Here is a 26031-nt window from a genome sequence, read left to right as displayed (position 1 = left end):
CTCTTTACAAATAGAGACATCGCACAAGCATGGATTGATACGCAACAGCGCGTAAAATGGATTGCGCCAAAGGGAGTATCAACCTCGTATATACAGTTTGATATTCCTATAGATGATGAGACATTCTGTCTTGATTTGCTTAATACTTACGGTGTTTTACTTGTTCCTGGTAGCCGCTTTGAGTTGCCCTGTGGTGCTCGATTGGGCTACTGTGCTTCGCAAGATACGCTGGTTAAAGGTCTTGAGCTTGTAGGAAAAGCACTGAGTCAGTTTGATGTGTAACAGTAGGTGGTATGTAGTGCTAGACAGACTTAGCCAGAAACTTTAATTAAAAATAATTTTTTCTGGCTAAGTCAAGAATTATTCCATGAATGGTTTTTATAGTTTATACAATAAAAGATAGATAAATTAAGTATTTATGCATAAAAGTATCCTGAAATAAGGCTATCAGTGTTTTTTAGTAGCTGATAAAGAATATGGAATAAGGGGAGTGTACTGGCAATACAGGTATAAGCAGTTGATAAATCTCAACCACGTTCTTTTTAAAAAATCAAGTTTGTCCAAAAAACAACGCTCACCGACTATTGGATAACGGTCAGAAATATCTTGCCCATTTTTGCACCGAATCTGCAAAAATCATTATGTCAGTGATAGGCACCGTTTGCGTTGCCTTATTTGTTCGTTGTTGCTTATGTTTCTCGCGAAAGGAGAACGGTCATGGCAGACCAGGCACAGCCTAAGAAGAAGAGGGAGATGCTTACATCCTTCTCCATCATCTTCATTATCCTTGCTGCAGTATGTCTTATTACTGTTGCAGTAGCAGGCACCACCGAAGCTGTTACCGGCGCTACGCTCGGTGACTTTATGATGGCACCTGCTAAGGGATTTGCAGACGCTATTGACGTTTGCTTGTTCGTAATGGTACTTGGTGGATTCCTTGGAATCGTAAACAAGACCAATGCTCTTAATGATGGTATTGCGGTACTTGTTCGTAAGATGGGTGGTAACGAGATTGCTCTTATCCCTATTCTTATGGGTCTGTTTGCCATTGGCGGCTCCACCTATGGTATGTGTGAAGAGACCGTAGGTTTCTATGCGCTGCTTTCTGCAACTATGATGGCTGCTGGTTTTGATACCCTTACCGGTGCAATGATGGTTCTTCTTGGCGCTGGTGTTGGTTGCCTTGGCTCTACCGTTAACCCCTTTGCAACTGGTGTAGCATCTGCTGCTCTTACCTCTGCTGGTATTAAGGTTGACCAGTCCATTGTTTTGGGTATTGGTGCTACTTTGGCAGTTGTTTCTTACCTCATTGCTGTTATCTTTACCATTCAGTATGCTAAGCGTGTTAAGGCAGATCCTTCTCGTACGCTGCTTTCCGCTACTGAGCTTGCAAATGCAGAGGCTACCTATGGCGCTGCTTCTGAAGAGGCCAATAAGGACGTTAAGCTTACTGGCAAGCAGAAGGCTGTTCTTGGTGTCTTTGCTGCAGCATTTATCATCATGGTTATCTCCTTTGTACCTTGGGAGGACCTTGGCGTAAATGTATTTGTTTCCGATGCTGCTTCTCATGAAGAGGTTACTAAGGTAACGGCTGAAGACCTCACCAATACGTATAAGGACAAGAAGATTGGTGACCTTGCATTCACTGGTGATGTAGAGGCTGAGCTCACCACTTCTGTGACTGACAACGCTGGTTGGTCTTCCTTCCTAACTGGTACTCCTCTTGGTCAGTGGTACTTCGCAGAGTCCACCACTTGGTTCCTGCTTCTTGCTATTGTCATCGGTGTTATCGGTGGTCTTTCTGAGCATGAGATTGTTAATGAGTTCATGGCTGGCGCAGGCGACATGATGTCGGTAGTAATGATCATTGCTCTTTCCCGTGGCGTATCTGTAGTTATGGGCGCAACTGGTCTTTCTGAGTACGTTTTGAATGCTGCCGCTGATGCACTTGCTGGTACCTCTGGCGTTGTATTCTGCATTGGTAGCTACTTGCTCTACTTCCTGCTGTCCTTCCTTATTCCTTCCACGTCTGGTATGGCAACTGTTTCCATGCCTATCATGGGACCTCTGGCTCAGCAGCTCGGCTTCAACCCTGCAGTTATGATTATGATTTTCTCTGCAGCTTCTGGTGCTGTAAACCTGATTACTCCTACCAATGGTGCAATCATGGGTGGCTTGGCTCTGTCTCGTATTGAGTACGCAACATGGGTTAAGTTTGCTCTTAAGGTTGTTGCAGCTATTGCTCTGGCCTCTGTCGTTATCCTTACTATTGCAATGATGGTTCTCTAAGCCATTACCAAGTAGTATAGATAAGCCATTTTTAGGCTTGAGACTGCCTCCCATTTCTTGAATAAAGAAGTGGGAGGCATATTTATAGGGCAAGATATTCAAGAAAAGAAGGCGGATGAGACACTCTCATCCGCCTCTATGTGTAGGTAGGGTATTTGTTGGAAACTTGCTGGGATTGATTTAATAGATCATGCCCATAGCTTCGCGTACTTCATCCAGGGTTTTCTCGGCAACAGCCTGTGCCTTCTCATTGCCTTCATGGAGCACTTCTTTGATGTAAGGAAGATTGTGTTCATATGAACGACGACGTTCACGCAGGGGAGCAAAGTAGGTATTAACAGCTTCAGTAACATATTGTTTGAGCTGGCCAGCACCGCCCATACCAATTTCCTCAGCGATTTCTTGGGGATCACGACCAGTGCAAATGCTTGCAGTGGTAAGAAGTGCGCTTACACCAGGACGATTCTGAGGGTCAAAGGTAATAGTGCGATCAGAATCCGTTTTAGATTTCTTGATAAGCTTGGCGGTTTCTTCTTCAGTCATACAAAGAGAGATGGCGTTGCCATAAGACTTGGACATCTTGCGGCCATCAAGACCAGGAAGTAGGGGGGTAGAGGTAAGTAAACCAGATACCTCAGGGAATACCTTGCCATATCGTTCATTAAAACGACGCGCAATTTTGCTGGTAATTTCAATGTGAGGCAATTGATCTTTTCCTACAGGCACAATGTTGCCTTTGCAAAATAAGATGTCACAGGCCTGGTGTACCGGATAGGTGAGCAACAAACCGGTGAGTGCATGACCAGAAGCGGCTTGCTCTGCTTTTACCGTTGGATTACGTTCCATTTCTGCTTCAGTAACCAACGACAAGAAAGGAAGCATGAGCTGGTTTGCTGCAGGAATTGCAGAGTGGGTAAAAATCATGGTCTTCTCAGGGTCAATACCGCAGGCAAGATAGTCCATAACCATGTTGTATACATTGTCTTGGATATGCTCTGTGGTATCGCGGTCCGTAATAACCTGATAGTCCGCAATAATGATGTTGGTGGCTACACCAAGGTTTTGCAGGCGCACGCGTTCGGCAAGGGTGCCAAAATAGTGGCCAAGATGTAAACGCCCAGTAGGACGGTCACCAGTAAGCATGGTGTATGGTGCAACATTGCCAGATTCTATGTCATTGCGAATGGCATTGCTCCGCTTGAGTGCAACTTCGTAACTACCCTCGTTGGGCATAATAATCCTCTCGTTGTTGGTGCATTTTGTTTAGTGTAGTGCATTTGACGCATAAAGGTTATTGTCAGCATAGATAGGGGTACTCATTAAGGTCAGTGGATGAAATATGTTGAACATACGGTATGGAGCCCTCTAGAGCACCTGTGTCTTTTGATATGAAACGTACATCCATGAGGAATCTAACACAATATGCGGTGTTTGACACAAATTATCTACCTGCAACTCTTTGTAAAAGCCCAGTTCAGCACCTACTATATATTGTGGTTATCAGACGGAATAACACCAATATTTTGTGGTCTGAAAGAAATTGTGGGCATTATGCGTCCCCAAATAGAGTAGGATATAAAGTACCGAAAAGGCGATGCTTACATTGCGCTTCTCGGCAGACTAATCTACACAAAGAAGAAAGTTCCCGCCATGAAGATTATCAAGCGTAACGGCTCTGAGGTTATCTTTGACATCAATAAAATTTCTAATGCTATTAGCGCTGCTAATAATGAAGTCCCTTCTGATATGCGCCTCACGCAGCGACAAATCATCTATGCTGCAGAGAATGTACATGATCGCTGTGAGGATGCAGGACACACCGTTACGGTAGAAGAGATTCAGGACATGGTCGAGGATGAGATTATGGCCCTGGATCGCTTTGAGGTGGCTCGTAAGTATATTATTTATCGCTACGTTCAGAGTTTGAAGCGTCAAAAGAATACGACGGACGATAAAATCTTGTCGCTTATTGAGTGTAATAACGAGGATGTCAAACAGGAAAACTCCAACAAGAATCCAACGGTTAACTCGGTACAGCGCGATTATATGGCGGGTGAGGTCTCCAAGGACCTTACCATGCGCATGCTGCTACCAGAGGATGTGGTAGCCGCTCATAATGAAGGTATTATCCACTTCCATGATGCAGATTATTATGCACAACATATGCATAACTGTGATTTGGTTAATCTGGAAGATATGCTGCAAAACGGTACAGTTATTTCAGGCACTATGATAGAAAAGCCTCACAGCTTTTCCACCGCTTGCAATATTGCAACGCAGATTATTGCTCAGGTTGCTTCCAATCAGTATGGCGGTCAGTCTATTTCTTTGTCGCACCTTGCTCCGTTTGTGGACGTTTCTCGTAAAAAGATTCGCTCGCAAGTCATTGATGAGCTCAATAGCCTTGGTGTAGAGCCTGCGGCGGAGACGCTACAAGAGATTGTAGAAAAGCGTCTTCGTGACGAGATTCGTCGTGGTGTTCAGACCATTCAATATCAGGTAGTAACGCTGATGACCACAAATGGTCAGGCGCCTTTTGTAACCGTCTTTATGTATCTTAATGAAGTTGAGGATGAGCGCACCAAGAAGGACTTGGCTCTTATTATCGAAGAGACCTTGCGCCAGCGCTATGAGGGCGTTCGCAACGAGCAAGGCGTATGGATTACCCCTGCATTCCCCAAGCTTATTTATGTACTTGAGGAAGATAACATTGAGCCTGATCAGCCATTCTTCTATTTAACGCAGTTGGCTGCTAAGTGTACGGCAAAACGCTTGGTACCCGATTACATTTCCGAGAAGAAAATGAAGGAGTATAAGCTTTCCACGGGCGAGAAGGAAGGTGAAGGAGATACCTTTACCTGCATGGGTTGTCGTTCATTTTTAACGCCAGATCGTTCTGAGGGTGGATTTAATAACATTGCCCGTGCTAAGAACTACGTTCCTGGGAAGCCTAAATACTATGGTCGCTTTAATCAGGGCGTGGTAACCATTAATCTTCCTGACGTTGCTTTGTCTTCTGGCGGAGATATGAATCGCTTTTGGGAGATTTTTGACGAGCGTCTTGAACTTTGCCATAGGGCTTTGCGCTGCCGTCATGAACGTCTATTGGGAACACTTTCTGATGCGGCGCCTATCTTATGGCAGTACGGCGCACTTGCGCGTCTTGCTAAGGGTGAACCCATTGATAAGCTGTTGTACGGTGGCTACTCCACTATTTCTTTGGGGTATGCTGGCTTGTATGAGGCTACGCGCTTTATGACTGGTCATTCTCATACGGATCCTGAAGCTACGCCTTTTGCGCTTTCTATCATGCAGCACATGAACGATAAGTGCGCAGAATGGAAGGAAGCTGAGGATATTGACTATTCTCTGTATGGCACTCCTTTACAGTCTACGACCTATAAGTTTGCGAAGGCATTACAGCGTCGCTTTGGCGTTATTCCTCATATTACTGACCACGGGTACATTACTAACAGCTATCACGTTCATGTTTCGGAAAACATTGATGCCTTTAAGAAGCTTGCATTTGAAAGCCAGTTCCAACGCTTGTCTCCTGGCGGGGCTATTAGTTACGTTGAAGTTCCTAATATGCAGGATAACCTTGAAGCTGTCGTAAGTGTCATGCGCTTTATTTACGACAACATTATGTATGCGGAGCTCAATACTAAGAGTGATTACTGTCAGGTGTGTGGGTATGACGGTGAGATTACCATCGTAGAAGATACAGATGGCAAGCTCGTTTGGGAGTGCCCACATTGTGGAAACCGTAACCAAGACAAGCTTAATGTAGCACGTCGTACTTGTGGTTATATTGGCACTCAGTTCTGGAATCAGGGACGTACTGAAGAGATTAAGGATCGTGTTCTTCATCTCTAAACGGTGTAGCTGGTATACCAAATAATGCGAGCTACTAACGTGGCTCGCATTTTTATACCGATACGTTCAACGTATGTAAAGGACTTCACCATGCATTACGCTGGTATCAAATATTCAGATATTGCAAATGGAACAGGCGTGCGTACCTGCTTGTTTGTTTCTGGATGTCGCAGGCATTGCAAAGCGTGTTTTAATGCCAAAACATGGGACTTTCATTTTGGTGAAGAATTTACAGAAGAAGTTGCAGATACCATCATAGAGAGTTTGCGTCCTAGCTGGATTGAAGGGCTTACCGTATTGGGTGGCGAGCCTATGGAGCCAGAAAATCAGCGCGAGTTGGTAGATTTCTTTGAACGCGTTCGTCGTGAGTTCCCCACTAAAAGCATCTGGTGCTACACAGGTGATACCTTTGAGGAAATTAGCGAGGGCGGCTTTCATCATACGGAGGTAACAGATCGTATTTTGGCTTGTTTGGACGTGCTCGTAGATGGCATGTTTATACAGGAACTTTACGATATTACCCTGCGCTTTAGAGGTTCTTCCAACCAACGATTGATAGATGTTCCCAAGACACGTGCTGCGGGTCATGTGGTTTTATGGGAAGATGAGAAAATCTACAGCACGCATAGTATGGATTAAGCTTTAGTGGGATAAATGGTGCGCCATAGATTGAATCGCTTGGCGGTAGCCATCAAGTCCCATACCTGTAATGGTTTCAAAACAGGCTTGGCGGACATATGAAACCTTGCGAAAGTCTTCACGAGTATCCACTGCAGAAATATGCACCTCAATACAAGGAATCTGTACCGCTTTAAGTGCATCGAGAAGTGCAATGGAAGTATGGGTGTAAGCACCAGGATTAAGGATAATGCCATCGTAAATACCGTAGGCATGCTGAATCTCGTCTACTAAATCACCCTCATGGTTGGATTGATAGCAATTACACTCTTCAAAACCAAGTTTGCCAGCCTCATCATGACAGAGGTTGATAAGATCGGCGTAGGTTTGAGCACCGTATATATGAGGTTCACGGATGCCTAACATGTTGATGTTAGGCCCGTTAAGCACCAAAATCTTTTTGTGAGCTACTCTTTGTGTTTGAGCAGCGTGTGTGCGTGCAGAAGGAAAAGAAGCATTGGTGCGCGAGCTTTGCACAGAATCAAGGGCAGCAACAAGGGAAGAAATGTCGTCATGCGCACCAAAGTCTTGCGCAGCAGTAGAGGCAGAATCACCTAAGTTGTGTGTGCCAGAATGAGCTTTTTGTTTTGTGGTGCCCATCAGAGCATGTGCCTGAGCGGTAAAAGATTGACGGCGCGCAGGACTAATATGTACACGCATAGCACCATGAGGGCGCTCAGGGGGAGTTGCTTCATTATTTTTTGTACCAATAAGCAGCGCAAAGCTTTGATATACCTGATCGACAACGGCAGGACCAAAGACAATTTCTATGCCATGATCACCACGTGGAACAATGCCCAAAACGCTATCGAGTGCACTGATTTCGTCTTCATTGACTAAGGCGCTATTACTCAGGCTTATACGCAGACGTGTCATGCAGATAGTGCTGGTGAGTACGTTTTGTTTTCCACCAATGTTGTCCAAAATATGCGATGCGACGTTTGCGTAGTTCATAATTGCTTTCGGGAACTTCCCGCTACATCCTTCCTTACCCTTGCGGTGCCGTTTTGTTAAGCAATAAGTATTGCACGGTATCTTAGGTAAGAGCTGCGCGCATCTATGAGTTGCGTTCAGCTCTCCGTAAGTGGCATATGCAATGATGATTTTGTGGCGGATTACTTGTTTAAAGGCCAAGCAAACGCTTTGTTGCTTCGGCATCCGTTTGAGCAGACCCGGTAGTGCGTACTACATGGTCTGACCAGCTGTAATATAAATCCATTCGTTGGGTTGCCAGCGTTTGGATGCCTCGTGTTTGTGATAATGGCCGATTCTCAACAGACAGCTCATTGAGTGGACGGTCAATCATCACCACAACGGAATTGCGATGCAGCAAATTGTAGTTTTCTGGGCGAGTAACTACGCCGCCACCACAAGAAATAATAAGGCCAGATTCATGGCTATACTGTGCGAGAACCTCTGTTTCTATCTGCCTAAAGGCATCTTCGCCAAAGCGATTGATATAGCTTGCTACGGGCATTCCGCAGGCGAGCGCACCTGCGTTATCAAGGTCAACAAAGGGGCGCTTAAGCAGGCGAGCCAACCTTTTGCCAGTAGAGGTTTTTCCTGAACCAGGCATGCCGATAAAAGCAATGTTTGCAATATGCTGTTGGAGGTCCTTCTCAATATGCTCGATGCAATCTTTGGGCAGTTCACGCTGCTGCCATAGTTTTGAGGAAGCCCAAGCCTGTGCCACAAGCATGGACAAGCCCGTTTGAGCAGGAATGCCTAGTTGTTGTGCCTGCTGGCAAAGGTAGGTATGCAAAGGATTGTAGACAATATCCAATACACCTTTAAGCTGGGGAAGTGCCTGAAGGGTTGATATATGTAAGGGTGAGTTGTTATCGTGCGGATACATGCCAACAGGGGTGGTATTTACTATGAGTACCGCATCTTGGTGTTGTGGTAAAAGATTGGTATAGGTAGTGCTTCCCGTACGAGAAACCACAACGGGCAATGCGCGTAGCTGCTTAAGCACATAACAAATGGCACGTGAGGCGCCGCCACTCCCCAATACGAGTACTTTTTTGTGTGCAAGAAGCGTTGCAGCATGAGCAGTGTCTAACTGGGTTGTGCAAAAGTGCTCAAGCATCCAATCAAAGCCTTGTACATCGGTATTCTCGGCATAGAGCGCACCATGGGGAAGACGCATAAGAGTATTAGCCGCGCCAACTGCTTGCACAGCATCAGAGACTTTGTCAGCCAATCGAGCAACGTCAACCTTATAGGGAATGGTTACATTAAGGCCTTGCCATACGTCTGATGCAATAAATGCTTCTAGCTGGTTAGGTTCAAGCTCATAGTGTGTATACGGGGTGCTTCCTAGTTGCGCATGGATTTTGGAAGACCAGCTGTGTGCAAGTTTACGCCCAATAAGTCCAAAGGGTGTATGCGGGGTTATGAGTGAGGTTGTCTGTGGGGAAGTATGAGCAACGCTGTGGTTTTGTTTTGCCATTACACCAGCTCCGAGTAGCTTCCTAAGTAACGAAACTCTTCGCATACATCGTTAAGAGTATTCATAAGCGTACTAAATTGAGGAGCGGCAACAGGGCATTCAATATCAAAGTAGAACATAAACTCAAAGTCACGTTCTGGAATGGGGCGACTTTCTAGTTTACAGATGTTGATGTCCAAAGCATAAAATCGGGAAAGCACTTTATACAAAGTACCAGGCTCATGGCCAACAACCAGCATAAGAGAGCTACGATCAGCGCCAGGATAGACTTCAAGGCCCTTGCTTATGCAGGCAAAACGCGTATAGTTGTTGCCTTTATCTTGTATGTTTTTTGCCAACGTGGTAAGCCCGTAGAGGTCAGCACACCAGCGACTCGACAGCGCGGCGCTTGTGTTGTCCGGTGACTGAGCAACAAGCTGTGCAGCTACTGCGGTATTCTCGACAACATGAACGGTTATGCTTTTGTGCGCGTCCAAGAATTCGGAAGACTGCGCGATTGCTTGTGGATGGCTGTAAATATCAGTAACGTCTTCCATGCGGGTGCCAGGTTTTGCCAAAACACAGTGGTCAACCTTAAGGCGCAGCGTGCGCGCTATATGAAAGTCATACTTCATCATGAGGTCATACACTTGTGTGACAGAGCCTGCAGTTGAGTTTTCTAAAGGAATGACACCGTAGCGGCTAAAACCCTGTTCAACAGCATTAAATACGCCTTCAAAGGTATTAAAAAAGGATATGGTAGGGTGTCTGAACAGCTTATCGGTGGCTACCTGAGAGTAGGCACCCTCAACACCTTGGCATGCAACATGGGCTGCCTGTGGAAACAGATCTTGTGTGTGAGCCTGTGCCGCTAAGATTTCCTCACCCAACAAGGCAGTGCCTGCGGACGCGTCTAACTGAGCATGCTCAGCGGCGCGGGCTGTTTCCATAAGGAGCGAGAAAAGCACCTGGCTATAACTTTTGAGCTCATCAGGAACTTGTGAGGCCACATACGCGAGTTTTGCACGCTCGCGACTGGGGTCTAACACTGGTAAGTTGTGCGCAGCTTTGTATGCCGATACTTCAGAAACGCACTGCATGCGCTGTACAAATAAATCAATAATGTTGTCGTCAATTTCGTCTATGCGCTGACGGATGTTGGAAAGATCGTGCATACGTAACCTTTATAAGTTTGACTGTTTTTGAGTGGCAATAGTTTTTGCAAACGTGTCATAGGTTTGCTGTGCTGGGTAAGAAATGAGCTGATCTAAAAGAGCAAGAGCCATAATAGCTTCTGCTACGGGCACCGCGCGCGGAGCAATACAAGGATCATGGCGGCCAACTACATTAAGCTGAGCATTGGTTTTTTGCTTCATGTCCACAGAGTCTTGTTCAAGACCAATAGATGACGTTGGTTTTATGGCCATCCTAAATAATACGGGGGCACCCGTGGTAAGACCACCTAAGTTACCTCCTGCATTGTTGGTGGTAGGAATAACGGTTTTTTGGTCCATGCGATACGCATCGTTGTGTTCGGAGCCACGCATGGAAGAGGCTGCAAAGCCACGACCAAACTCAAGACCTTTTACGCCCCCAATGCCAAAAACAATACGCGCAATGGCAGATTCTATGCCATCAAACAAAGGTCCACCTACCCCTGCAGGCAGGCCTGTCGCAACACATTCAATAATGCCGCCTACAGAGTCGTGTGTGCGACGCGCTTGAGCAATGGCTTGTTGCATGTGTGCGCTGACTTCGTCATTAAGAACAGGGAACGTACGTCCATCGTGGAGCGCCTGCATTTGATTGCTGAGTGTTTGTAAAGAGCTTGCATCATTGGTATATGCGGCAAAGCTGTCATCTGCAATGCCTGCAACTTCACTAAGATGAGCTGCAATGGTAATGTCTACTTGTGTAAGCATCTGTAGTGCAATGCCGCCAGCAACGCAAAGCGCTGCGGTAAGCCTTCCAGAAAAATGTCCACCACCAGCAACATCTTGGAATCCAAGCCATTTTTGCTGCGCAGGAAAGTCTGCATGACCAGGACGAGGAATGCGCCTGAGCGTGTCATAGTCTGCCGAGCGCGTATTGGTATTTTTGATAAGTGCGCAAAGGGGAGCACCGCAGGTATAGCCATCGGGGTTAAGACCAGATACAAAATGAGGGATATCTGCTTCTTTGCGCGGTGTAGACCATGTGCCTTGTCCAGGTGCACGTCGTGCCATAAAGGCGGCTAAAGCCTGTTGATCAAGGCAAAAGCCAGCAGGCAGGCCTTCTACACAAACGCCAAGAGCATCGGAGTGAGACTGTCCAAAAAGGCTTACGCGTACGCTTGTGCCAAACATAGATGCCATGGTTAGTCCTGCGCCTCCTCGAGTTTCTCGATAGTGCCACCAAGCTGTACGTAGTCCTCAAAAAAGTGCGGGTATGATTTGTTGACGCACTGCGCACCACGAATGAGTACGTTGTTTGTGCAACGTGTGGCAGCAATGGCGGCCATCATAGCAATGCGATGATCATTGGCTGCATCAACGACGCCACCCGCGAGTTGAGGGACGCCTTCTATGATAAGACCATCATCTTGAATGCGAATATGTGCGCCAAGTGCATTGAGACCATTGCATACCGTCTGTAGGCGATCTGATTCTTTAAGACGTAAACGACCAGCACCTATAAGCTGAGTAGTTCCCGTGCCAAGTGCTGCAACAGCAGCTAAAGGAGGAACTAAATCAGGAAAGTCTGCCACATCCAATACACAGCCATCAATATGGTCGGCAAGAGCAATGGCAGAGCTGCCCTTACGAGAAATGCGTGCGCCAAAACGGGCAAGTGCTGCCATGATGGCGCGATCACCCTGCGCACTGGAGAGGTTGAGCTGGCTGACTGCTATGCCTGCACCACCTAATGCTGCTGCACATAGCCAAAAAGCTGAGTTTGACCAGTCTCCTTCCACGTAGACTGACTCGGGGGAACTGTAGCGAGAAGAGCCATCTACTGTGTATATGGTGACCTTTTGATCAAATTCAACCGTTTGTTCCGTATATACAGCTACGCCAAATTGCTTCATGGCATTAATGGTGAGTTGGACATACGGGCGAGACTCTACAGGTTCTGTAACTACAACTTGCAGGGTATCTGTCAAAAGTGGCGCGGCCATAAGTAGACCACTTATGTATTGGGAAGAGACATTACCGGGGATTCTAAAAATGCCGGCACGCATGGAACCAGAAACCATAAAGGGTACGGTGCCTTGAGGACTTAAGTCTGCGCCCGCCGCAATAAGCTGCTCGTACAAAGGAGAGAGTGGGCGTTGAGGCAGTTTACCACTCATAGAAATGGCTGCATTGTTACCAAGCGCACAAATCACTGGCAATAAAAAGCGGAGGGTAGAACCAGATTCACGACAATCAAGCTTTGCTCGTGGCGTCCAAAAATGGCATCCGCGTTGCTTAATGGGAACCACTCTAAATCCCGTTTGTGTTCGAGTGATACGGGCACCCAATTCACAAAGACAGCTTACGGTTGCCATGATATCGGCGCTTGTAGTGGTGCATGCAATAGTGCAGGGTTTATCGGCCAGCGAGGCACAGATAAGCAAGCGATGAGCAACCGACTTGGATGAGATTGCGTTAATGGAGCCAGTAAGCTCATGGGGGATAATGTTGACGTCCATCATGCTCCTTTTACTTGCCACAGCCTGCATCAATAAGCTGATGCAATTGAGTCAAGGAAATCGTTTGTATTGTGACTGCACCAATGGTGGTTGGCAGTATAAGATTAACGCTTTGTGCCGTGCGCTTCTTGTCATGTGTAGCAAATTCAAACAAGATGGCAGGGTCAATATTGGTAGTGGTGGGCAGACCATGAGCCTGAACAATGCGCTCAATAGGTTCCAGCAAGGAGGGGTTGCACCAACCAAGTTTGGCGGCACCACGTACGACGCAGCACAGACCAGCGGCAACGCTACTGCCATGACCGAGGGTAAAGTTGCTAGCAGCTTCAATGGCATGACCAATCGTGTGGCCAAGGTTAAGCTTTTGGCGCACGCCCTGTTCTTTTTCATCTGCTTGTACAATGGCACGTTTAATGTTCACATTGCGTGCAATGATGTCTATCAGTTCTTGTGTGTTGTAGTCAGCTGTTAGTAATGGAGTGCGCATAAGCTGATTAAACAATGCTTGATCTGCTAATACGGCATGCTTAATAACCTCTCCGGTACTATCACAAAATAGTTCAGCAGATATGGTTTTTAATACATTAACGTCTGCAATGACGACTCGAGGCTGTAAAAAAGCTCCAACAAGGTTTTTGCCCGCATGCAGATCAATAGCAGTTTTGCCTCCAACGGAAGAATCAACCATAGCAAGTAACGAGGTGGGAACTTGTACTACGTCTATGCCACGTAAATATAAAGCTGCGCATAATCCAGCCATGTCTCCGCATACACCGCCGCCTAATGCAACAATGACATCCTTGCGTGAGAGTTCTGCTGCAGCAACGCTTTCCAACAGAGTAGATAGCGTTCCAAAATGCTTGGATTTCTCACCAGCTTCAAAGACTGCCGAGAAAACCATGTAGCCAGCGTTACTGAGCGAATGCGTAACGCCTTCCAAATACAGTGGTCCTACGTTGCTGTCAGTAATAACAAACGCGCGCGTGCCAGCATTGACGTTGCGCACTATGCTGCCTACGTGTGCAAGTAGCTGCGTGCCTACATGGACGTTGTAGCTTGCTGATGGGGTAGTGACCTCAACGATAGTATTCATCGAGCCTCGGCTTCCTTTTTAAGACGGTCGCCCTCTGCAAGCAATGCCTGCAACATGGTGGCATCACCTGCATCAAGTGCGTCTTTATAGGCTTGTAAGTTTTGAATGAGGGTTTCTATCTCATGGGATAGGTTATCTGCATTATCGAGGAATAGCTCGGTCCACATGGCTGCATTAAGCCGTGCCACGCGCGTTAAATCCTTGTATGACCCTGCCGAGAAGCCCTTATGAGCTTGCGCAGCGGGACTTTTAACATAGGCATTGGAAACCACATGCGCAAGTTGGCTGGTATAGGCAATTTGCTCATCATGAAAGTCTGGTGTAGCGCAGGTAAAAGAAGCAAATCCACAGGGTTCAAGCAGGGTACGTAAACGATTAAGCAACTCCTCATGGGAATGGTGCGTCTGCACCTCTGGCAAACAAACAACTAACGGTGCATTTACAAACATGCTGGCGCGTGAATGACGGTAGCCAGAAAACTGAGTTCCTGCCATGGGATGGCAGCCAATAAAAGTCCACGTGTGGCTGGCGGCAATATGGGCACAGGTCTTGCACAAAGAGCGTTTGACGCCAGCGGTATCTATAACAAGCGTATCTGGTGCAATTAAAGAGGCATGAGCCTTAAGCCAGCGTTCGCATACTTCGGGATAGCCTGCTAGTACAATAAGCTCGCACGCTCCAATGGTTTTGTCGTTAAGTTCTCCAGTGATGCCGTCGTTCAGTGCTTCGTGTAGGATAGAGCGAGCGACGTCATAGGCATATACGGTATAGCCGCCGCGTACAAAGGCTTTTGCAAACGAGCCGCCAATTAAACCAAGACTCAAAATGCCTACGGTATGTGTGTGAGAACTTTTTGTCATTACACTCTCTATCTGCAAAAATTGTCATAAAATCTGTATGGTTATCAAATAATACTACGGATTTCATGCACAAATGTTCTGGTCTGCGTATCGTAAACGTTGGTGTAACATTTCTCGGGGTATACTTATTTATTACCTGCCCTCATAGCTCAGTGGATTAGAGCGTTCGCCTCCGGAGCGAAAGGCCGTGGGTTCGATCCCCACTGAGGGCACCATCTGCTTGTTTGCTGGAGGACTTACGTGATTTGCCCTTATTGCGGCACACATATCGCTGATGGTTTGTCGGTTTGTCCGGCATGTCATTCCACCTTGGACCTTACTATGAGTTTGCCTAAGTTGGATGGCACCTATTGCAAGACTTGTGGAGCTTTGGTTCCAGACGGCATGCACACTTGTCCTTCTTGTGGCATGCCGGTGACTAGCAGGCAGCCAACACAAGTTGTTTCTTCTTATACGCCTGCTGAACCCCAGCGTGTCCATACGGATACGATGAGTATGGATGCAGCACAAGCGGATAAAGCGGATGCAGCGCAAGCTCAAGCTAACACGTCAGCACAGTCCACGCATGCCACCTTACTTGGAAAGGTGCCTTCAGTGGGGGACTCGACATTACCACCAAAACAATCGAGTACCAGCTCACCGCTTAATAACATCCCATCCCTTGAAGAGAGCGACATCTCAGAGGGGCTCAAAGATCAAGATGATGAGTCAGCGGTAGCTGAGGCAGAACAAACAAATGCCATTCCTCGCATTGCAAGCGCACTGCCTGCAAACTCTAAGAATGGCTATGCGTTTGAAAAACTTCCAAGCCTTCGCACGGTGGTTACTGCTGCTCTAGCTTCTTTGTTGTTAGTGGGTGTTGCTGTTTTGTACTTTACGCACCCTTGGGCTCCAGATGGCTACACAAAGCAAAACACTACAGAGAAGGACATTTCTAAGGCAGGTTTTCCTGGCGTTAAGGAAAAGCTTGCGGGCCAAGATTCGGATACAGCAGCAGCTACCACACAGGTGGAGTCAGGTGACGAGCAAACCTATAAAAAGCTCGTGGAACATTATAAAAAACTGGGCAGCCTTGCTAAGAAAACCGATGAAAACGTGGAGTCGTTTAGCTCCATAGCGTTTAGTTCGGATTCAGACGCTATTAAAAAGGCAGCAGATGAGGCAACGTCTCTTTCATATCAAACCAGCAATCTTATTGCAGAGCTTCAGGCACTGGATACCACTACAGGTACGTACGTTACCCAGATTAACCAGGTGACTACGTTAGGAAACTACTTACGCAACCGCTTAGACATTGTAAATAAGGCATGGAAGGCAGTAGTAGCTTCAAACAATCCGTCTGCCGATAAATCTGACATTATGTCGATTCTTCGTTCATCTCAAAACGGGTCAAGTCAAGAAGCATATAAGTCACTTTTTGAACAAAACTATGCAAATTGGAATCCAGAATCTTAGGTTTACCTTGCATTTTATGCTTTTATGCTCGCTTGACGTGTTTCTCGATAAACCCGTCGTGTTTCGTCGTGTTTGTTAGGGACGTTCTGCTCAAAGTGTGAACAGCTTTATGTGCTGGTAAACTAATTCAGATAGCTATAGTGAAGGAGCGTGACCCAAATGAGTTTGTTTGGAGATCCACTACATACGCCTCAGTACAACATCATTGGTGATGAGGTTGCCGTGTTTACTACCAGCAAGGGTACGATTCGCGTGAGGCTAGACGGTGACGGTGCACCCATTCATGTTGGCAATTTGTGCGAGTTGGCAGAATCTGGGTTTTATGATGACTTGAAGTTTCATCGCTATGTTCCAGGTTTTGTTATTCAGGGTGGTTGTCCCAATACGCGCGATCTTACTGGCGAGGAAGTAGCTGCGGGTAAGTCTGGTGAATTTGGTATGCCTGGCACAGGTGGTCCTGGCTATTGCATCAAACATGAGTATGACACAAATCCTCGTAACAGTCATGAGGATGGTGCTTTAGCTATGGCACGTTCCATGATGCCTGATTCTGCAGGTTCGCAGTTCTATTTCTGTTTGGGTCCTCAGCACAATTTGGATAGTGGGTACACTGTTTTTGGTCAAACCATAGATGGATTTGATGTTATTGCATCTTTGCGTGCGGGAGATGTCATTGAATCTGTTCGTATTGAGCATGACAAGGCATAGCTCTACGCCCTTGTTTTTGTAGCATAATCGAAGGAGCAATATGGATCAGCAAGCATTTGAAGCAGCTCGTACTGCATATCAGCGCAAAGATTGGTCTTCTGTTGTATTTGCAATGGCAGCCGTTAAGGATCCAGGCGAGTTATTTGGCGCAGCCGATCATCTAAAAGGTAATTCATTGATGAAGCTTGGTCGTTTTGATGAAGCTGCTCAGGCATATTCTGATGCCTTGCGTGACGAGGCCTATGGTAAGCGTGGTGCTTTGTTCTGTAACCAAGGACGTGCTTTATTGGCCGCTGGTCGCAATCAAGAAGCAGTAGATGCTCTTACCAAAGCCTTGCAAGACCCTGAGTATACAACTCCATACAAGGCTCATGCTGCACTTGGCGCTGCTCAACTAGCTTTGGGTAATGTGCGTGATGCTGGTATTGCCTACCGTAATGCTGCAATTGATGAGACAAACCCCAATCCTGCAAGTGCTCTTACGAGTTTGGGTGGCTGCTTTATGCAGCTTGGACGTCCTATTGATGCAGTAGAGGCGTATCGTACGGCACTTGACTTCTCTACACCTTTAGCTAATCAAAATGCAATCTATGCTCAGCTCGGTGATGCCTATGTTGCCGCTAATCGTATGTCTGAAGCTCTTGATGCCTTTGGTCATGCGCTCGCAGATGGTAGTTATGAACTTACTGATGAGCAGCAAGCGGCGTATGCTGCCGCTCAAAAGGCCTTAAGTGCTCTTACGGGTACACAGCCTTCCGAGACAGATGCATTTTTGGAGGCTGCTGGTTATGCCGGCGCAAGTTCATATGACCCACTTGATCCTTTGGGCAAATCAGGTGAAATGATGCCTTCTCCTGAGGATACAGGCTTCTTCTCGGTAAGTGAGTCTGATCTTATTGAGGCAGAGAAGGGCAATCGTAAGGTACGTCGCAAGCATCGCCATATTGGTCGTAAGATTTTTATTACCTTGTTTATTTTGTTGTTGCTGGCAGCAGCCGCAGGTGGCGTAGCCTTCTATAAGGGATATGGGTATCCTACACAAGAAACCGTTGTTACCCAAATGTTTGACTCTGTCTCTAGCACCGGTCAGGCTACACAGTATCTGAGCAGTTCACTTTCTGCTGATCAGCAGTCAGAAATTGTTTCAAGCTTGCCGGTAGGTGCCAAGGTTTCCATTGCTGGTGTTGATCGTTCCATGAGCTCTTCTAAGGTGTATGTAACTGCTACGCTTGTAGAGGGTGGTACTCAGGATTACACCATTGACCTTATTCGTGATGGTATCTCCTGGAAAGTAACGGCTGTTACCACAAGCTATGCTTCTCAGGCAAGTAATGGCAACAACATTGCTACCAGCTCTAACACAGAGGTCGCAACGTCTGATGCTACAAGTGCACCAGCCACTTCTACCGAAGCAGCAAGCACCGAGGCATCAAGTTCTAACAAGTAGTAAAGTACAAAGTGTTTTAAGTTGTTTAGGCACGTACGTTTGTAAAATACGTCTGAAGGATACAACAACATGTCCTTTTTCGATTCATTATTTGGTGAATATGGCGGCGATCTTGCCATTGACCTAGGTACTGCAAACACGCTGGTATCCGTCCGCGGGCAGGGTATTGTTTTAAATGAACCCTCCGTTGTTGCTATTGATAAGGATGCCGAGCGTGTATTGGCAGTTGGTGCCGATGCAAAGCGCATGGTTGGACGTACCCCCGGTTCCATCATGGCCGTACGCCCCCTTAAAGATGGCGTTATTGCAGACTTTGACGTAACCGAGGTCATGCTCCGTTATTTTATCGAGAAGGCTCGAGGTTCTCGTCACTACCCATGGTCACCACGTCCTCGTGTTGTTGTATGCGTTCCTTCTGGTGTAACCTCAGTAGAGAAGCGCGCAGTATTTGAGGCAACTATTTCTGCTGGTGCTCGACAGGCTTACCTTATTGAGGAGCCTATGGCCGCAGCTATTGGCGCTGATCTTCCTATTGAGGATCCAACAGGTTCCATGGTTGTAGACATTGGTGGTGGCACTACCGAGGTTGCTGTTATTGCGATGGGTGGCATTGTTGTCTCACAATCCATTCGTACTGCGGGCGATGAGTTTGATCAAACCATTCTTGAGCACGTCCGTGATGCATACAATCTATCCATTGGTGAGCGCACCGCAGAAGACATTAAGATTAAGGTCGGCTCTGCTGCACCTTTGCGAGAAGAGCTTGATGTTGAAGTAAATGGCCGCGATGTTATTAATGGTCTTCCTAAGTCGGTTCGTATTGAATCTGAGGAAATCCGTCGTGCCTTGGATAGGCCTTTGGACGAGGTTACCAAAGCTGTTAAGGATGCTTTGGATGTTACGCCTCCAGATCTTGCAAGTGACCTTATGTATTACGGTATTTTGCTCACTGGTGGTGGTGGCCTGTTACGTGGTCTTGATTCTCGTTTGCGTGATGAGACAGGCGTTCCTGTAAACGTAAGCCCTACAGCTCTAGAGAACGTAGTTAATGGTTGCGCCCGCGTTCTTGACGCCAATGCTTTGTCGGGTGGTTTTATTCAGAGCGCAGGCCAGTAAGCCGTGGCTTTGCTTTCGCCTCACTCTGCTCGTACAACTGGAATGCCGCGCAAAGGCGCAACCGGCGGTCGTCTGGCAACAATTTTATGTATTATTGCACTTATCGTTTTTACGTTAAGTTGCAGAGAAGCAGGTCATGGTCCTATAACCATGACGCGTGATATGTTTAGTGTTATAACCACCCCTGTTCGCAGTGTAGGGTCCTTTATCTCGATGCCGTTTAAGGGTATTGGAAATATCTTTTCCAACCTTACGGCCAGCCAAGAAACCTTGAGCGAACTTAAGGCAGAAAATGACAAGTTGCGCACCAAAAATGTGGAGCTTTCTGAAGCTCAGCAGACCGCAGACCGTCTCCAGGGTCTTCTCGACCTCAAAAGTGCCTATAAGCTGCAGTCAACAGCAGCTCATGTGGTTTCTGGCTCCACTGATTCCTGGAGTTCCACTATTACTATCGATAAGGGCTCGGCTGCTGGTATGCAAATTGGCATGCCTGTTATGGATTCCACGGGCGTTATTGGCCAAATCTCTGAAGTTGGACCCACGTCTTCTGTAGTTCGTCTTATTTCCGATGAAACTTCGTCTGTCTCTGCTATGGTGCAGTCAAGCCGTGCTCAAGGCATGCTTGTTGGTTCTGCAGACGGTACACTGCGTTTAACGCTGGTGACTACTGATCAATCTGTTGCAATAGGAGATACCATTGTAACCAGTGGTTTGGGCGGCATTTACCCTAAAGGGTTACCGCTTGGTACTGTAAGTGCTCTCGAGAAAAACGCTGGAGCTATGTACTATGTCATTACAGTAAAGCCGTTTAGGACATCTTCCAGCTTTGAAGAAGTACTTGTTATTACTTCTTTAACCGATGAGCAGCAAGCAACCGCACAAGAGGCTGCACAGGCAGATAAGCAGGAATCATCGTCAACCTCTGCAACATCCACTTCTGCAAGTTCTGCCAGCGCTGCTACAGATGCTGCCAGTGATTCATCTCGCACAAAGCAAAGGAGGTAACGCATGGCAATGCAGGTAAACGATAGCAATAAAATGCGTAAGACCTTGCTTGTGGCAGCTATTGTGTGTTTTGTGCTGCAATTAGCGTTTGTCCCAAACATTGGCTTGTTTGATGGGCGTGTCAATATTTGTATGATTACTGCTTTGTATATTGCGCTGAGTATTGGTGGAAAAACTGGCGTTATTGCTGGTTTTATTGCTGGCTTGTTTTTTGATTTAACCACTACGGGACCTGTTGGTCTTATGGCGTTTGAGCTAACCTTAGCATCGTATTTTTTGGGTCTTGAGGAGCGCAATAAGCTAAGCGATGGGTATGGCATAGCTTTCCAGCACTTCCTCATTGCCTGCGTTTCTATAGAGTTGGTGTATGGACTTGCCATGCTTATGACGGGTCACTCACACAATATTTTGTATACCTTTGGCTTGCATAGCATTCCAGCCATCGTGTTGGATTGTGTGGTGTTTGCTCTTGCACTGCTTGTGTTTACTTCGCGAGCAGGGGGCTCTACACCGTCCTTCTCGGCAAAACATTCTGACCGTGGCGCACACTTTTTTGGTAAGAAGTTCTAGGACCTGATATGTCATTAGCTCTTATCATCTTGCTTATTATTGCTCTTGCTGCGATAGTTGTTGCAGCAATTGTATTTATAATTACGCGCTCTGGTACCAAGCGTTTTACCTTTGACATTGGTGGTCAAGCGCCGCGTGCTGCTGGCGGAGAAGACCATTCTACCGAGAGCGGATTTAAAACTCGTTTATATGGCTTAGCCGTATTTTCTGGTGCTATTCTTACTGCTTTGGTTGGTAAGCTGTGGAGCATGCAGCTTGTCTCGTCAGATGAATACACCAAGCAGGCAGAGAGTAACCGTACACGCTCTATCTCTACAGCAGCGCCACGAGGACGCATTTTGGATCGCAATGGCGTTGAATTGGTGGGTAATCGTTCGAGTTTGACCGTTGTGGCTAAAGCCGATGTTCTTAATGATGAGATTAAACTTCAATTGCTGGCAAATCTTTTAGGTATGCCAAAAATTGCTGTTAAAAGAAAGATTCAAGATACGTCTGCTGGTGCACAGAGCCTTCGTGTTGTTGCAAGTGACGTAAGTCGTCGTGTTGTTGCCTATTTGGGGGAACATGCCGATTTGTTTGAAGGCATTACGGTAGAGACACGTTCTACACGCAATTATCCTCAGGGTAGTTTAGCTGCGCATTTGCTGGGTTATACCGGTTTTGTTACGCAAGACTTTATTAAGAAGCATAGTACGGATGATCAAAGTGCTCCCAAATATGAATTGGGCGATATTGTTGGTCAAGCAGGTATTGAATATCAGTATGAATCTGTTTTGCAAGGCATCCATGGCGAGCAAAAAGTCTATGTTGATGCTTCGGGTAAGGTAGTGGATTATGCTACTTCGGTTGACGCAACGCCGGGTTCGGATATTACGCTTACCATTGATGCAAAGATTCAAAAAGGTGCAGAAGAGGGTTTGGCACATGCTATTCAAGCATCTCAGCGAAAAGGCAATGCGGATTGTAAAGCTGGCGCAGTTGTTGTAGTGGATGTTACGAATGGTGAAGTGCTTGCTATGGCAAGTGCGCCTACGTATGATCCGAGCGTGTTTATTGGTGGCATCTCTAATGATGACTGGTCGGAGCTTTCCGATGAGACCAATAGTTATCCACTCATGAATCGTGCGGTAGATGGCGCTTATATGTCTGCATCCACCATTAAGCCAATCAATGCGTTAGCTGCTTTAGATAACGGGCTCGCGAGCTTTGATTCTGGTTATAACTGCAGTGGTTTTTGGACGGGTTTTGGTAAAGCGTCTGGTCAGTATTGCTGGAATCACAACGGACATGGTTATATGACGCTTCAAACAGGTATTACCTTTTCTTGTGACGTTGTTTTTTATGAAATTGGCAAAAGTTTTTGGTTTGCGGATGATGCTCATAAATGGGGCATGCAAGACACCATGAAAAAATGGGGCCTTGGCTCCAAGACAGGTATTGATCTTCCAAGCGAGGGTGATGGTCGTGTGCCTGATGCGGATTGGAAGTGGAATTATTACACCACCAGTTCTGACCTTGATCGCCAGTGGAAAGGTGGAGATAACACTAACTTGGCCATTGGCCAGGGTGACTTATTAGTGACACCTATTCAACTGGTAAGTACTTATATGGGTTTAGCAAATAGAGGTACCATTTGGACGCCACGCGTGCTTAAGAGCGTTCAATCTCATTCGGGCAAAGGGACTATTTTGGAAACCAGTCCTTCCAAGCGCCTCGAACCCAAGCAAAGCAACGAGCAGTATGACATGGTGCATCGCGCGCTCGAAGGTGTAATCTATGAAGAAGACCAGGCTATGGCGGCGCATTTTACCAATCTGCCAGTGCGTGTAGCAGGTAAAACGGGTTCTGGTGAACGCGCGGGTGAGGCAGCAACGGGTTGGCTGTGTGCCTATGCTCCCGCAGATAATCCCAAGTATGCCATCGCAGCTGTTGTCGAGAAAGGCGGTTTTGGCGCAACGTCTGCCATGTATGCTGTTCGTGACACCTTAGGCGCCATCTACGATTCGCCTGATACGGCAAGTGATTCGGCAGATATCGAGACGCACTAGCAGATATTTGAGAGGGGGAGCAGTGGCTATCGAGACACCAAAAGGAAGCCTATCGGATATTGGCTTTGGCAGTATTTTGTCATCCATGTTTGGAGGCGATGCCGGTAAGTCGCCTTCTCATGCTCGTATAAGACCAGCTAAACATCGTTTTGGTAAGTACTACTTAGCCAATCTTCTTCCTGCCTTGTTGTTATGTGTGTACGGATTGTTGGTTGTTTGGTCTGCCTCTTTGACCATTCCTGAGGCATCATGGCCCCGTCAAATGCTGGGTGTTGGCATTGGTTTTATGGGTGCTGCTGTCATTCGTCGTTATGACTACAGGAACCTTGCCAACATGACCAATATATTGTTGGCAATTGATATTGCTTTGATGCTCATGCCTAAGATTCCTGGTCTGTCTTATTCTGCAAAGGGACTTACTGGCTGGGTGCAGATTCCTTTTATTCATCTGCGTATGCAGCCATCCGAGATAGCAAAGCTCGTTACTATTTTCTTAATGGCCTCGCTGAGTGCGCAGTACAATGGCAAAATTGAATCCTTACGTGATTATGTACGTCTTTGTGTATATCTTCTTATTCCTTTTGGGCTTATCCTTACCCAGCCAGACTTAGGAACTGGCCTTGTTATTTTGGTGTCTGGTGCAGCCATTATTATTTGCGCTGGAGCACGACGAAGTTGGGTGCTCGTCACCATTGCTCTTATTATTGTAGGCTCAGCTCTTATCATTATTACCTCTATGACACCTGGTCTTCCGCATCTGCTTAAGGAATATCAGCTCAATCGTCTTATTGTTTTTGTAGATCCAAATGTGAGCCCAACAGGAGATGGCTATAACTTATTGCAATCCAAGATTGCGGTAGGTTCTGGTGGCTTTTTTGGTAAGGGCATTGGCAATGCTACGCAGGCAGGTGGTGGCTTTTTGCCTGAGGCCCACACCGATTTTGTCTTTGCATTGTTGTCGGAAGAGTTTGGTTTTGTTGGTGCTGTCATTTTGCTGGCACTGTTTGCTGTGCTTATCTTTTCTGCAATTCGATTGGCACTTAAGTTGGAGTCTCCCTTTGGTAAGCTTGTTTTAGTTGGTATTGTTGCCATGTGGTCGTTCCAGCTCTTAGAAAACGTGGGTATGTGCATTGGCATCATGCCCATTACTGGTATTCCTTTGCCGTTTATTAGTTTTGGTTCGTCTTCCATGGTGGTGCAACTCATGGCAATCGGCGTTGTCCAGAGTATTTATTTACATAGGACAAAGGTGGCATAAGGAGTGGTATGCGTATTTCAAAACCCTCAGTAGATACGTTTAAGAACGCTGCCACAGTATGTATGACATCAAAGAGCGTAAAACCTATCCGTGTTCATGTATATGTGGATATGAGCGCACCCAACTTCATTATCAATGCTGTAAAAACACTCTTTGTTCCTGCTGACCCACAAGCTCAGCTGCGTATCTTAGGCATTGCTTCGGCAGTAGATAGCCCCACAAGTGTGCATCCTGCAACAGATTGTGATGTCTGTTTTGTGGTATGCGGACAAAACAATGAGGCTGCTGCTCATGTTGTGGCTCACTACGTAGAAAATCAAGTACCTTGTGCACTGCTTGCTCGCTCAAGTGTAGAGGTTCCTGCGCTTTTTTCTGAATCTGATGAGGCTCTTATGGGATTGATTGCTGCTTCTGACGCTTCTGTGCTTAAACAAAAATTGGCTTCATGGGTTGTTGCAGTACTTGCCGAGAAAGGCATTGCGTTTGCCCGCGCCTTTTGTTTTGCGCGCAAGGCAAAAGTACAACAACTGGTACATAGCTGCGCTCTTCAAAATGCTGCTGTTGGTGCTATAAACTTTATTCCTGGTGCAGATATGCCAATTATGACCACTAATCAAATGCGTTTAGCACTTGATATTGCACAGGTCTATGGTCGTGAACGAGATTTTTCACGTATGGGTGATATTGCAGCGGTTGTTGGTGCTGGCATGGTGTATCGCAGTGCTGCTCGTGCCTTGCTGGGGGCTGTTCCTTTTATGGGTATTGTGGCAAAAGCAGGTATTGGTTTTGGGGGAACTGTTTCTACCGGTCGTACTTTAGCAGCGCGCTTTGAGCTTGAAGATCATATTCAGCAAGAGTAGGCAAAAGCCCAAGCTTTTCTCAACATCCTTTGTGTGCTTAAGTTTGCAAGAGCCTTTTAAGAGGAAAAACATGGATGTCTGATGAAAGCAGCCACTTGTAAAACTATTGTGTTTGTCTTCTTAGTATTCTAATCTGTGTTGGTAAGTGTAGTTCATGAGTTTTTGTAGTGAATAACATCAGTTAGCTGGATTTTCTTGTTGACCAAGCTGTCAAGCGATGATAAAGTTACCAGCTGTTGCACTCACTCATAGCAATGAAGGGCATTAAACATGTACGCAATCATTACGACTGGCGGCAAGCAGTATAAGGTTGCCAAGGGCGACGTCATCGACGTAGAGAAGCTCGACGCGCAGCCTGGCGATAAGGTTAAGCTTGACGTCCTCATGCTCAGCGATGGCAAGACCGTTATTGTTGATCCTGAGAAGGTCTCTAAGATGTCTGTACAAGCAGAGGTCGTAGAGCAATTCAAGGGCGAGAAGCAGCTCGTCTTCAAGTTCCATAAGCGTAAGCGCTATCATCGTCTTAATGGCCACAGGCAGAACCTTACCAAGCTTTCCATTGTAAAGCTTCCTGCTAAGCCTCGTGCCGCTAAGGCTGCATCTACTGCTGACGAGTCCGCAGCAGAGTAGTTCGAGTATTTCCTAGTTGAGTAGAAGGTAGGTT

At 46.6% G+C, this 26031-nt stretch carries 21 protein-coding genes, 1 tRNA gene and 1 pseudogene; 15 read left to right on the top strand and 8 right to left on the bottom strand.

The features are described from left to right. Together SPD80_RS01040 and SPD80_RS01035 are read left to right on the top strand one after the other, a co-directional pair. A pseudogene (locus SPD80_RS01040) lies at positions 1-282 on the top strand (aminotransferase); the annotation flags it as partial. A 435-nt stretch (positions 283-717) separates the two neighbouring features. Then, positions 718-2289: a YfcC family protein gene (locus tag SPD80_RS01035; RefSeq protein ID WP_320828065.1), complete on the top strand. Its 1572-nt coding sequence runs from the start codon at positions 718-720 to the stop codon at positions 2287-2289. Between the two features lie 180 nt (positions 2290-2469). On the opposite strand, the gene trpS is transcribed toward SPD80_RS01035, so the two are convergent. Further along, the gene (gene trpS / locus SPD80_RS01030; protein WP_320828064.1) at positions 2470-3522 is read right to left on the bottom strand and encodes a tryptophan--tRNA ligase; all 1053 of its coding nucleotides are present in this window, start codon (positions 3520-3522) and stop codon (positions 2470-2472) included. A gap of 417 nt (positions 3523-3939) precedes the next feature. Here trpS and nrdD point away from each other — a divergent pair, with 417 nt between their 5' ends. Together nrdD and nrdG are read left to right on the top strand one after the other, a co-directional pair. Continuing rightward, a complete protein-coding gene (gene nrdD / locus SPD80_RS01025; RefSeq protein ID WP_320828062.1) occupies positions 3940-6165 on the top strand; it encodes an anaerobic ribonucleoside-triphosphate reductase in 2226 nt (741 codons plus the stop codon). Positions 6166-6255: 90 nt separating this feature from the next. After that, a complete protein-coding gene (gene nrdG / locus SPD80_RS01020; RefSeq protein WP_320828060.1) occupies positions 6256-6804 on the top strand; it encodes an anaerobic ribonucleoside-triphosphate reductase activating protein in 549 nt (182 codons plus the stop codon). Between the two features lie 3 nt (positions 6805-6807). Here nrdG and aroQ read toward each other — a convergent pair whose 3' ends face one another. The 7 genes from aroQ to SPD80_RS00985 all read right to left on the bottom strand — a co-directional run bounded on the left by aroQ (position 6808) and on the right by SPD80_RS00985 (position 14900). Next, positions 6808-7797, bottom strand: a complete 990-nt coding sequence (gene aroQ / locus SPD80_RS01015) for a type II 3-dehydroquinate dehydratase (RefSeq protein ID WP_320828059.1) — start codon at positions 7795-7797, stop codon at positions 6808-6810. Positions 7798-7966: 169 nt separating this feature from the next. After that, positions 7967-9295, bottom strand: a complete 1329-nt coding sequence (locus SPD80_RS01010; protein WP_320828058.1) for a shikimate kinase — start codon at positions 9293-9295, stop codon at positions 7967-7969. After that, positions 9295-10449: a bifunctional chorismate mutase/prephenate dehydratase gene (locus SPD80_RS01005; RefSeq protein ID WP_320828056.1), complete on the bottom strand. Its 1155-nt coding sequence runs from the start codon at positions 10447-10449 to the stop codon at positions 9295-9297. The genes SPD80_RS01010 and SPD80_RS01005 overlap by 1 nt, the downstream gene beginning before the upstream one ends. A gap of 9 nt (positions 10450-10458) precedes the next feature. Beyond that, on the bottom strand, positions 10459-11628 hold the full coding sequence (aroC, locus tag SPD80_RS01000; protein ID WP_320828055.1) for a chorismate synthase: 1170 nt from the start codon (positions 11626-11628) through the stop codon (positions 10459-10461). Between the two features lie 2 nt (positions 11629-11630). After that, on the bottom strand, positions 11631-12947 hold the full coding sequence (gene aroA / locus SPD80_RS00995; protein ID WP_320828054.1) for a 3-phosphoshikimate 1-carboxyvinyltransferase: 1317 nt from the start codon (positions 12945-12947) through the stop codon (positions 11631-11633). A gap of 10 nt (positions 12948-12957) precedes the next feature. Beyond that, positions 12958-14040, bottom strand: a complete 1083-nt coding sequence (aroB, locus tag SPD80_RS00990; protein WP_320605580.1) for a 3-dehydroquinate synthase — start codon at positions 14038-14040, stop codon at positions 12958-12960. Then, positions 14037-14900: a prephenate dehydrogenase gene (locus tag SPD80_RS00985; protein ID WP_320828052.1), complete on the bottom strand. Its 864-nt coding sequence runs from the start codon at positions 14898-14900 to the stop codon at positions 14037-14039. Before SPD80_RS00985 ends, aroB begins: the two co-directional genes overlap by 4 nt. Before the next feature lie 138 nt (positions 14901-15038). Between SPD80_RS00985 and SPD80_RS00980 the strand changes: the two genes are divergently transcribed. The 11 genes from SPD80_RS00980 to rplU all read left to right on the top strand — a co-directional run bounded on the left by SPD80_RS00980 (position 15039) and on the right by rplU (position 25997). Continuing rightward, positions 15039-15115 (top strand) — tRNA-Arg (locus SPD80_RS00980). A 25-nt stretch (positions 15116-15140) separates the two neighbouring features. After that, on the top strand, positions 15141-16355 hold the full coding sequence (locus SPD80_RS00975) for a zinc ribbon domain-containing protein (protein ID WP_320828050.1): 1215 nt from the start codon (positions 15141-15143) through the stop codon (positions 16353-16355). Positions 16356-16514: 159 nt separating this feature from the next. Next, positions 16515-17063, top strand: a complete 549-nt coding sequence (locus SPD80_RS00970) for a peptidylprolyl isomerase (RefSeq protein WP_320828049.1) — start codon at positions 16515-16517, stop codon at positions 17061-17063. A 40-nt stretch (positions 17064-17103) separates the two neighbouring features. Continuing rightward, a complete protein-coding gene (locus SPD80_RS00965) occupies positions 17104-18510 on the top strand; it encodes a tetratricopeptide repeat protein (RefSeq protein WP_320828047.1) in 1407 nt (468 codons plus the stop codon). 69 nt (positions 18511-18579) lie between these two features. Further along, entirely contained in the window at positions 18580-19626 is a 1047-nt protein-coding gene (locus tag SPD80_RS00960) for a rod shape-determining protein (protein WP_320605590.1), read from the top strand. Positions 19627-19629: 3 nt separating this feature from the next. Then, entirely contained in the window at positions 19630-20631 is a 1002-nt protein-coding gene (gene mreC / locus SPD80_RS00955; protein ID WP_320605592.1) for a rod shape-determining protein MreC, read from the top strand. Positions 20632-20634: 3 nt separating this feature from the next. Continuing rightward, on the top strand, positions 20635-21201 hold the full coding sequence (mreD, locus tag SPD80_RS00950; protein ID WP_320605594.1) for a rod shape-determining protein MreD: 567 nt from the start codon (positions 20635-20637) through the stop codon (positions 21199-21201). A gap of 8 nt (positions 21202-21209) precedes the next feature. Beyond that, the gene (gene mrdA, locus SPD80_RS00945) at positions 21210-23249 is read left to right on the top strand and encodes a penicillin-binding protein 2 (protein WP_320605596.1); all 2040 of its coding nucleotides are present in this window, start codon (positions 21210-21212) and stop codon (positions 23247-23249) included. Positions 23250-23271: 22 nt separating this feature from the next. Next, complete coding sequence (locus tag SPD80_RS00940; protein ID WP_320605598.1) at positions 23272-24507, top strand: FtsW/RodA/SpoVE family cell cycle protein; 1236 nt, start codon at positions 23272-23274, stop codon at positions 24505-24507. A gap of 8 nt (positions 24508-24515) precedes the next feature. Beyond that, positions 24516-25367 carry a DUF697 domain-containing protein gene (locus SPD80_RS00935; RefSeq protein WP_320828045.1) on the top strand — a complete coding sequence of 284 codons (852 nt, stop codon included), beginning with the start codon at positions 24516-24518 and terminating at the stop codon, positions 25365-25367. Positions 25368-25637: 270 nt separating this feature from the next. Next, positions 25638-25997, top strand: coding sequence for a 50S ribosomal protein L21 (gene rplU / locus SPD80_RS00930; protein WP_320605603.1), 360 nt, complete (start codon positions 25638-25640; stop codon positions 25995-25997). Positions 25998-26031: the final 34 nt, after the last annotated feature.

Origin of the sequence: Atopobium sp. (assembly GCF_034113385.1) — a bacterium.
In the GTDB taxonomy this organism is placed as follows: Bacteria; Actinomycetota; Coriobacteriia; order Coriobacteriales; family Atopobiaceae; genus Atopobium.
The sequence above is the reverse complement of the archived record's forward strand: the minus strand, read 5'-3'. Positions and strand labels throughout refer to the sequence as shown.

Excerpts from the sequence above, each read along its gene's own strand:
- SPD80_RS00970 (WP_320828049.1), top strand. The coding sequence starts at position 16,515 with ATGAGTTTGTTTGGAGATCCACTACATACGCCTCAGTACAACATCATT.
- SPD80_RS00985 (WP_320828052.1), bottom strand. The coding sequence starts at position 14,900 with ATGACAAAAAGTTCTCACACACATACCGTAGGCATTTTGAGTCTTGGT.
- rplU (WP_320605603.1), top strand. The coding sequence starts at position 25,638 with ATGTACGCAATCATTACGACTGGCGGCAAGCAGTATAAGGTTGCCAAG.
- SPD80_RS00960 (WP_320605590.1), top strand. The coding sequence starts at position 18,580 with ATGTCCTTTTTCGATTCATTATTTGGTGAATATGGCGGCGATCTTGCC.
- nrdD (WP_320828062.1), top strand. The coding sequence starts at position 3,940 with ATGAAGATTATCAAGCGTAACGGCTCTGAGGTTATCTTTGACATCAAT.
- trpS (WP_320828064.1), bottom strand. The coding sequence starts at position 3,522 with ATGCCCAACGAGGGTAGTTACGAAGTTGCACTCAAGCGGAGCAATGCC.
- SPD80_RS00965 (WP_320828047.1), top strand. The coding sequence starts at position 17,104 with ATGGATCAGCAAGCATTTGAAGCAGCTCGTACTGCATATCAGCGCAAA.
- nrdG (WP_320828060.1), top strand. The coding sequence starts at position 6,256 with ATGCATTACGCTGGTATCAAATATTCAGATATTGCAAATGGAACAGGC.
- aroA (WP_320828054.1), bottom strand. The coding sequence starts at position 12,947 with ATGGACGTCAACATTATCCCCCATGAGCTTACTGGCTCCATTAACGCA.
- aroB (WP_320605580.1), bottom strand. The coding sequence starts at position 14,040 with ATGAATACTATCGTTGAGGTCACTACCCCATCAGCAAGCTACAACGTC.
- aroQ (WP_320828059.1), bottom strand. The coding sequence starts at position 7,797 with ATGAACTACGCAAACGTCGCATCGCATATTTTGGACAACATTGGTGGA.
- SPD80_RS00935 (WP_320828045.1), top strand. The coding sequence starts at position 24,516 with ATGCGTATTTCAAAACCCTCAGTAGATACGTTTAAGAACGCTGCCACA.
- aroC (WP_320828055.1), bottom strand. The coding sequence starts at position 11,628 with ATGGCATCTATGTTTGGCACAAGCGTACGCGTAAGCCTTTTTGGACAG.
- SPD80_RS01035 (WP_320828065.1), top strand. The coding sequence starts at position 718 with ATGGCAGACCAGGCACAGCCTAAGAAGAAGAGGGAGATGCTTACATCC.
- mreD (WP_320605594.1), top strand. The coding sequence starts at position 20,635 with ATGGCAATGCAGGTAAACGATAGCAATAAAATGCGTAAGACCTTGCTT.
- SPD80_RS01005 (WP_320828056.1), bottom strand. The coding sequence starts at position 10,449 with ATGCACGATCTTTCCAACATCCGTCAGCGCATAGACGAAATTGACGAC.
- mrdA (WP_320605596.1), top strand. The coding sequence starts at position 21,210 with ATGTCATTAGCTCTTATCATCTTGCTTATTATTGCTCTTGCTGCGATA.
- SPD80_RS01010 (WP_320828058.1), bottom strand. The coding sequence starts at position 9,295 with ATGGCAAAACAAAACCACAGCGTTGCTCATACTTCCCCACAGACAACC.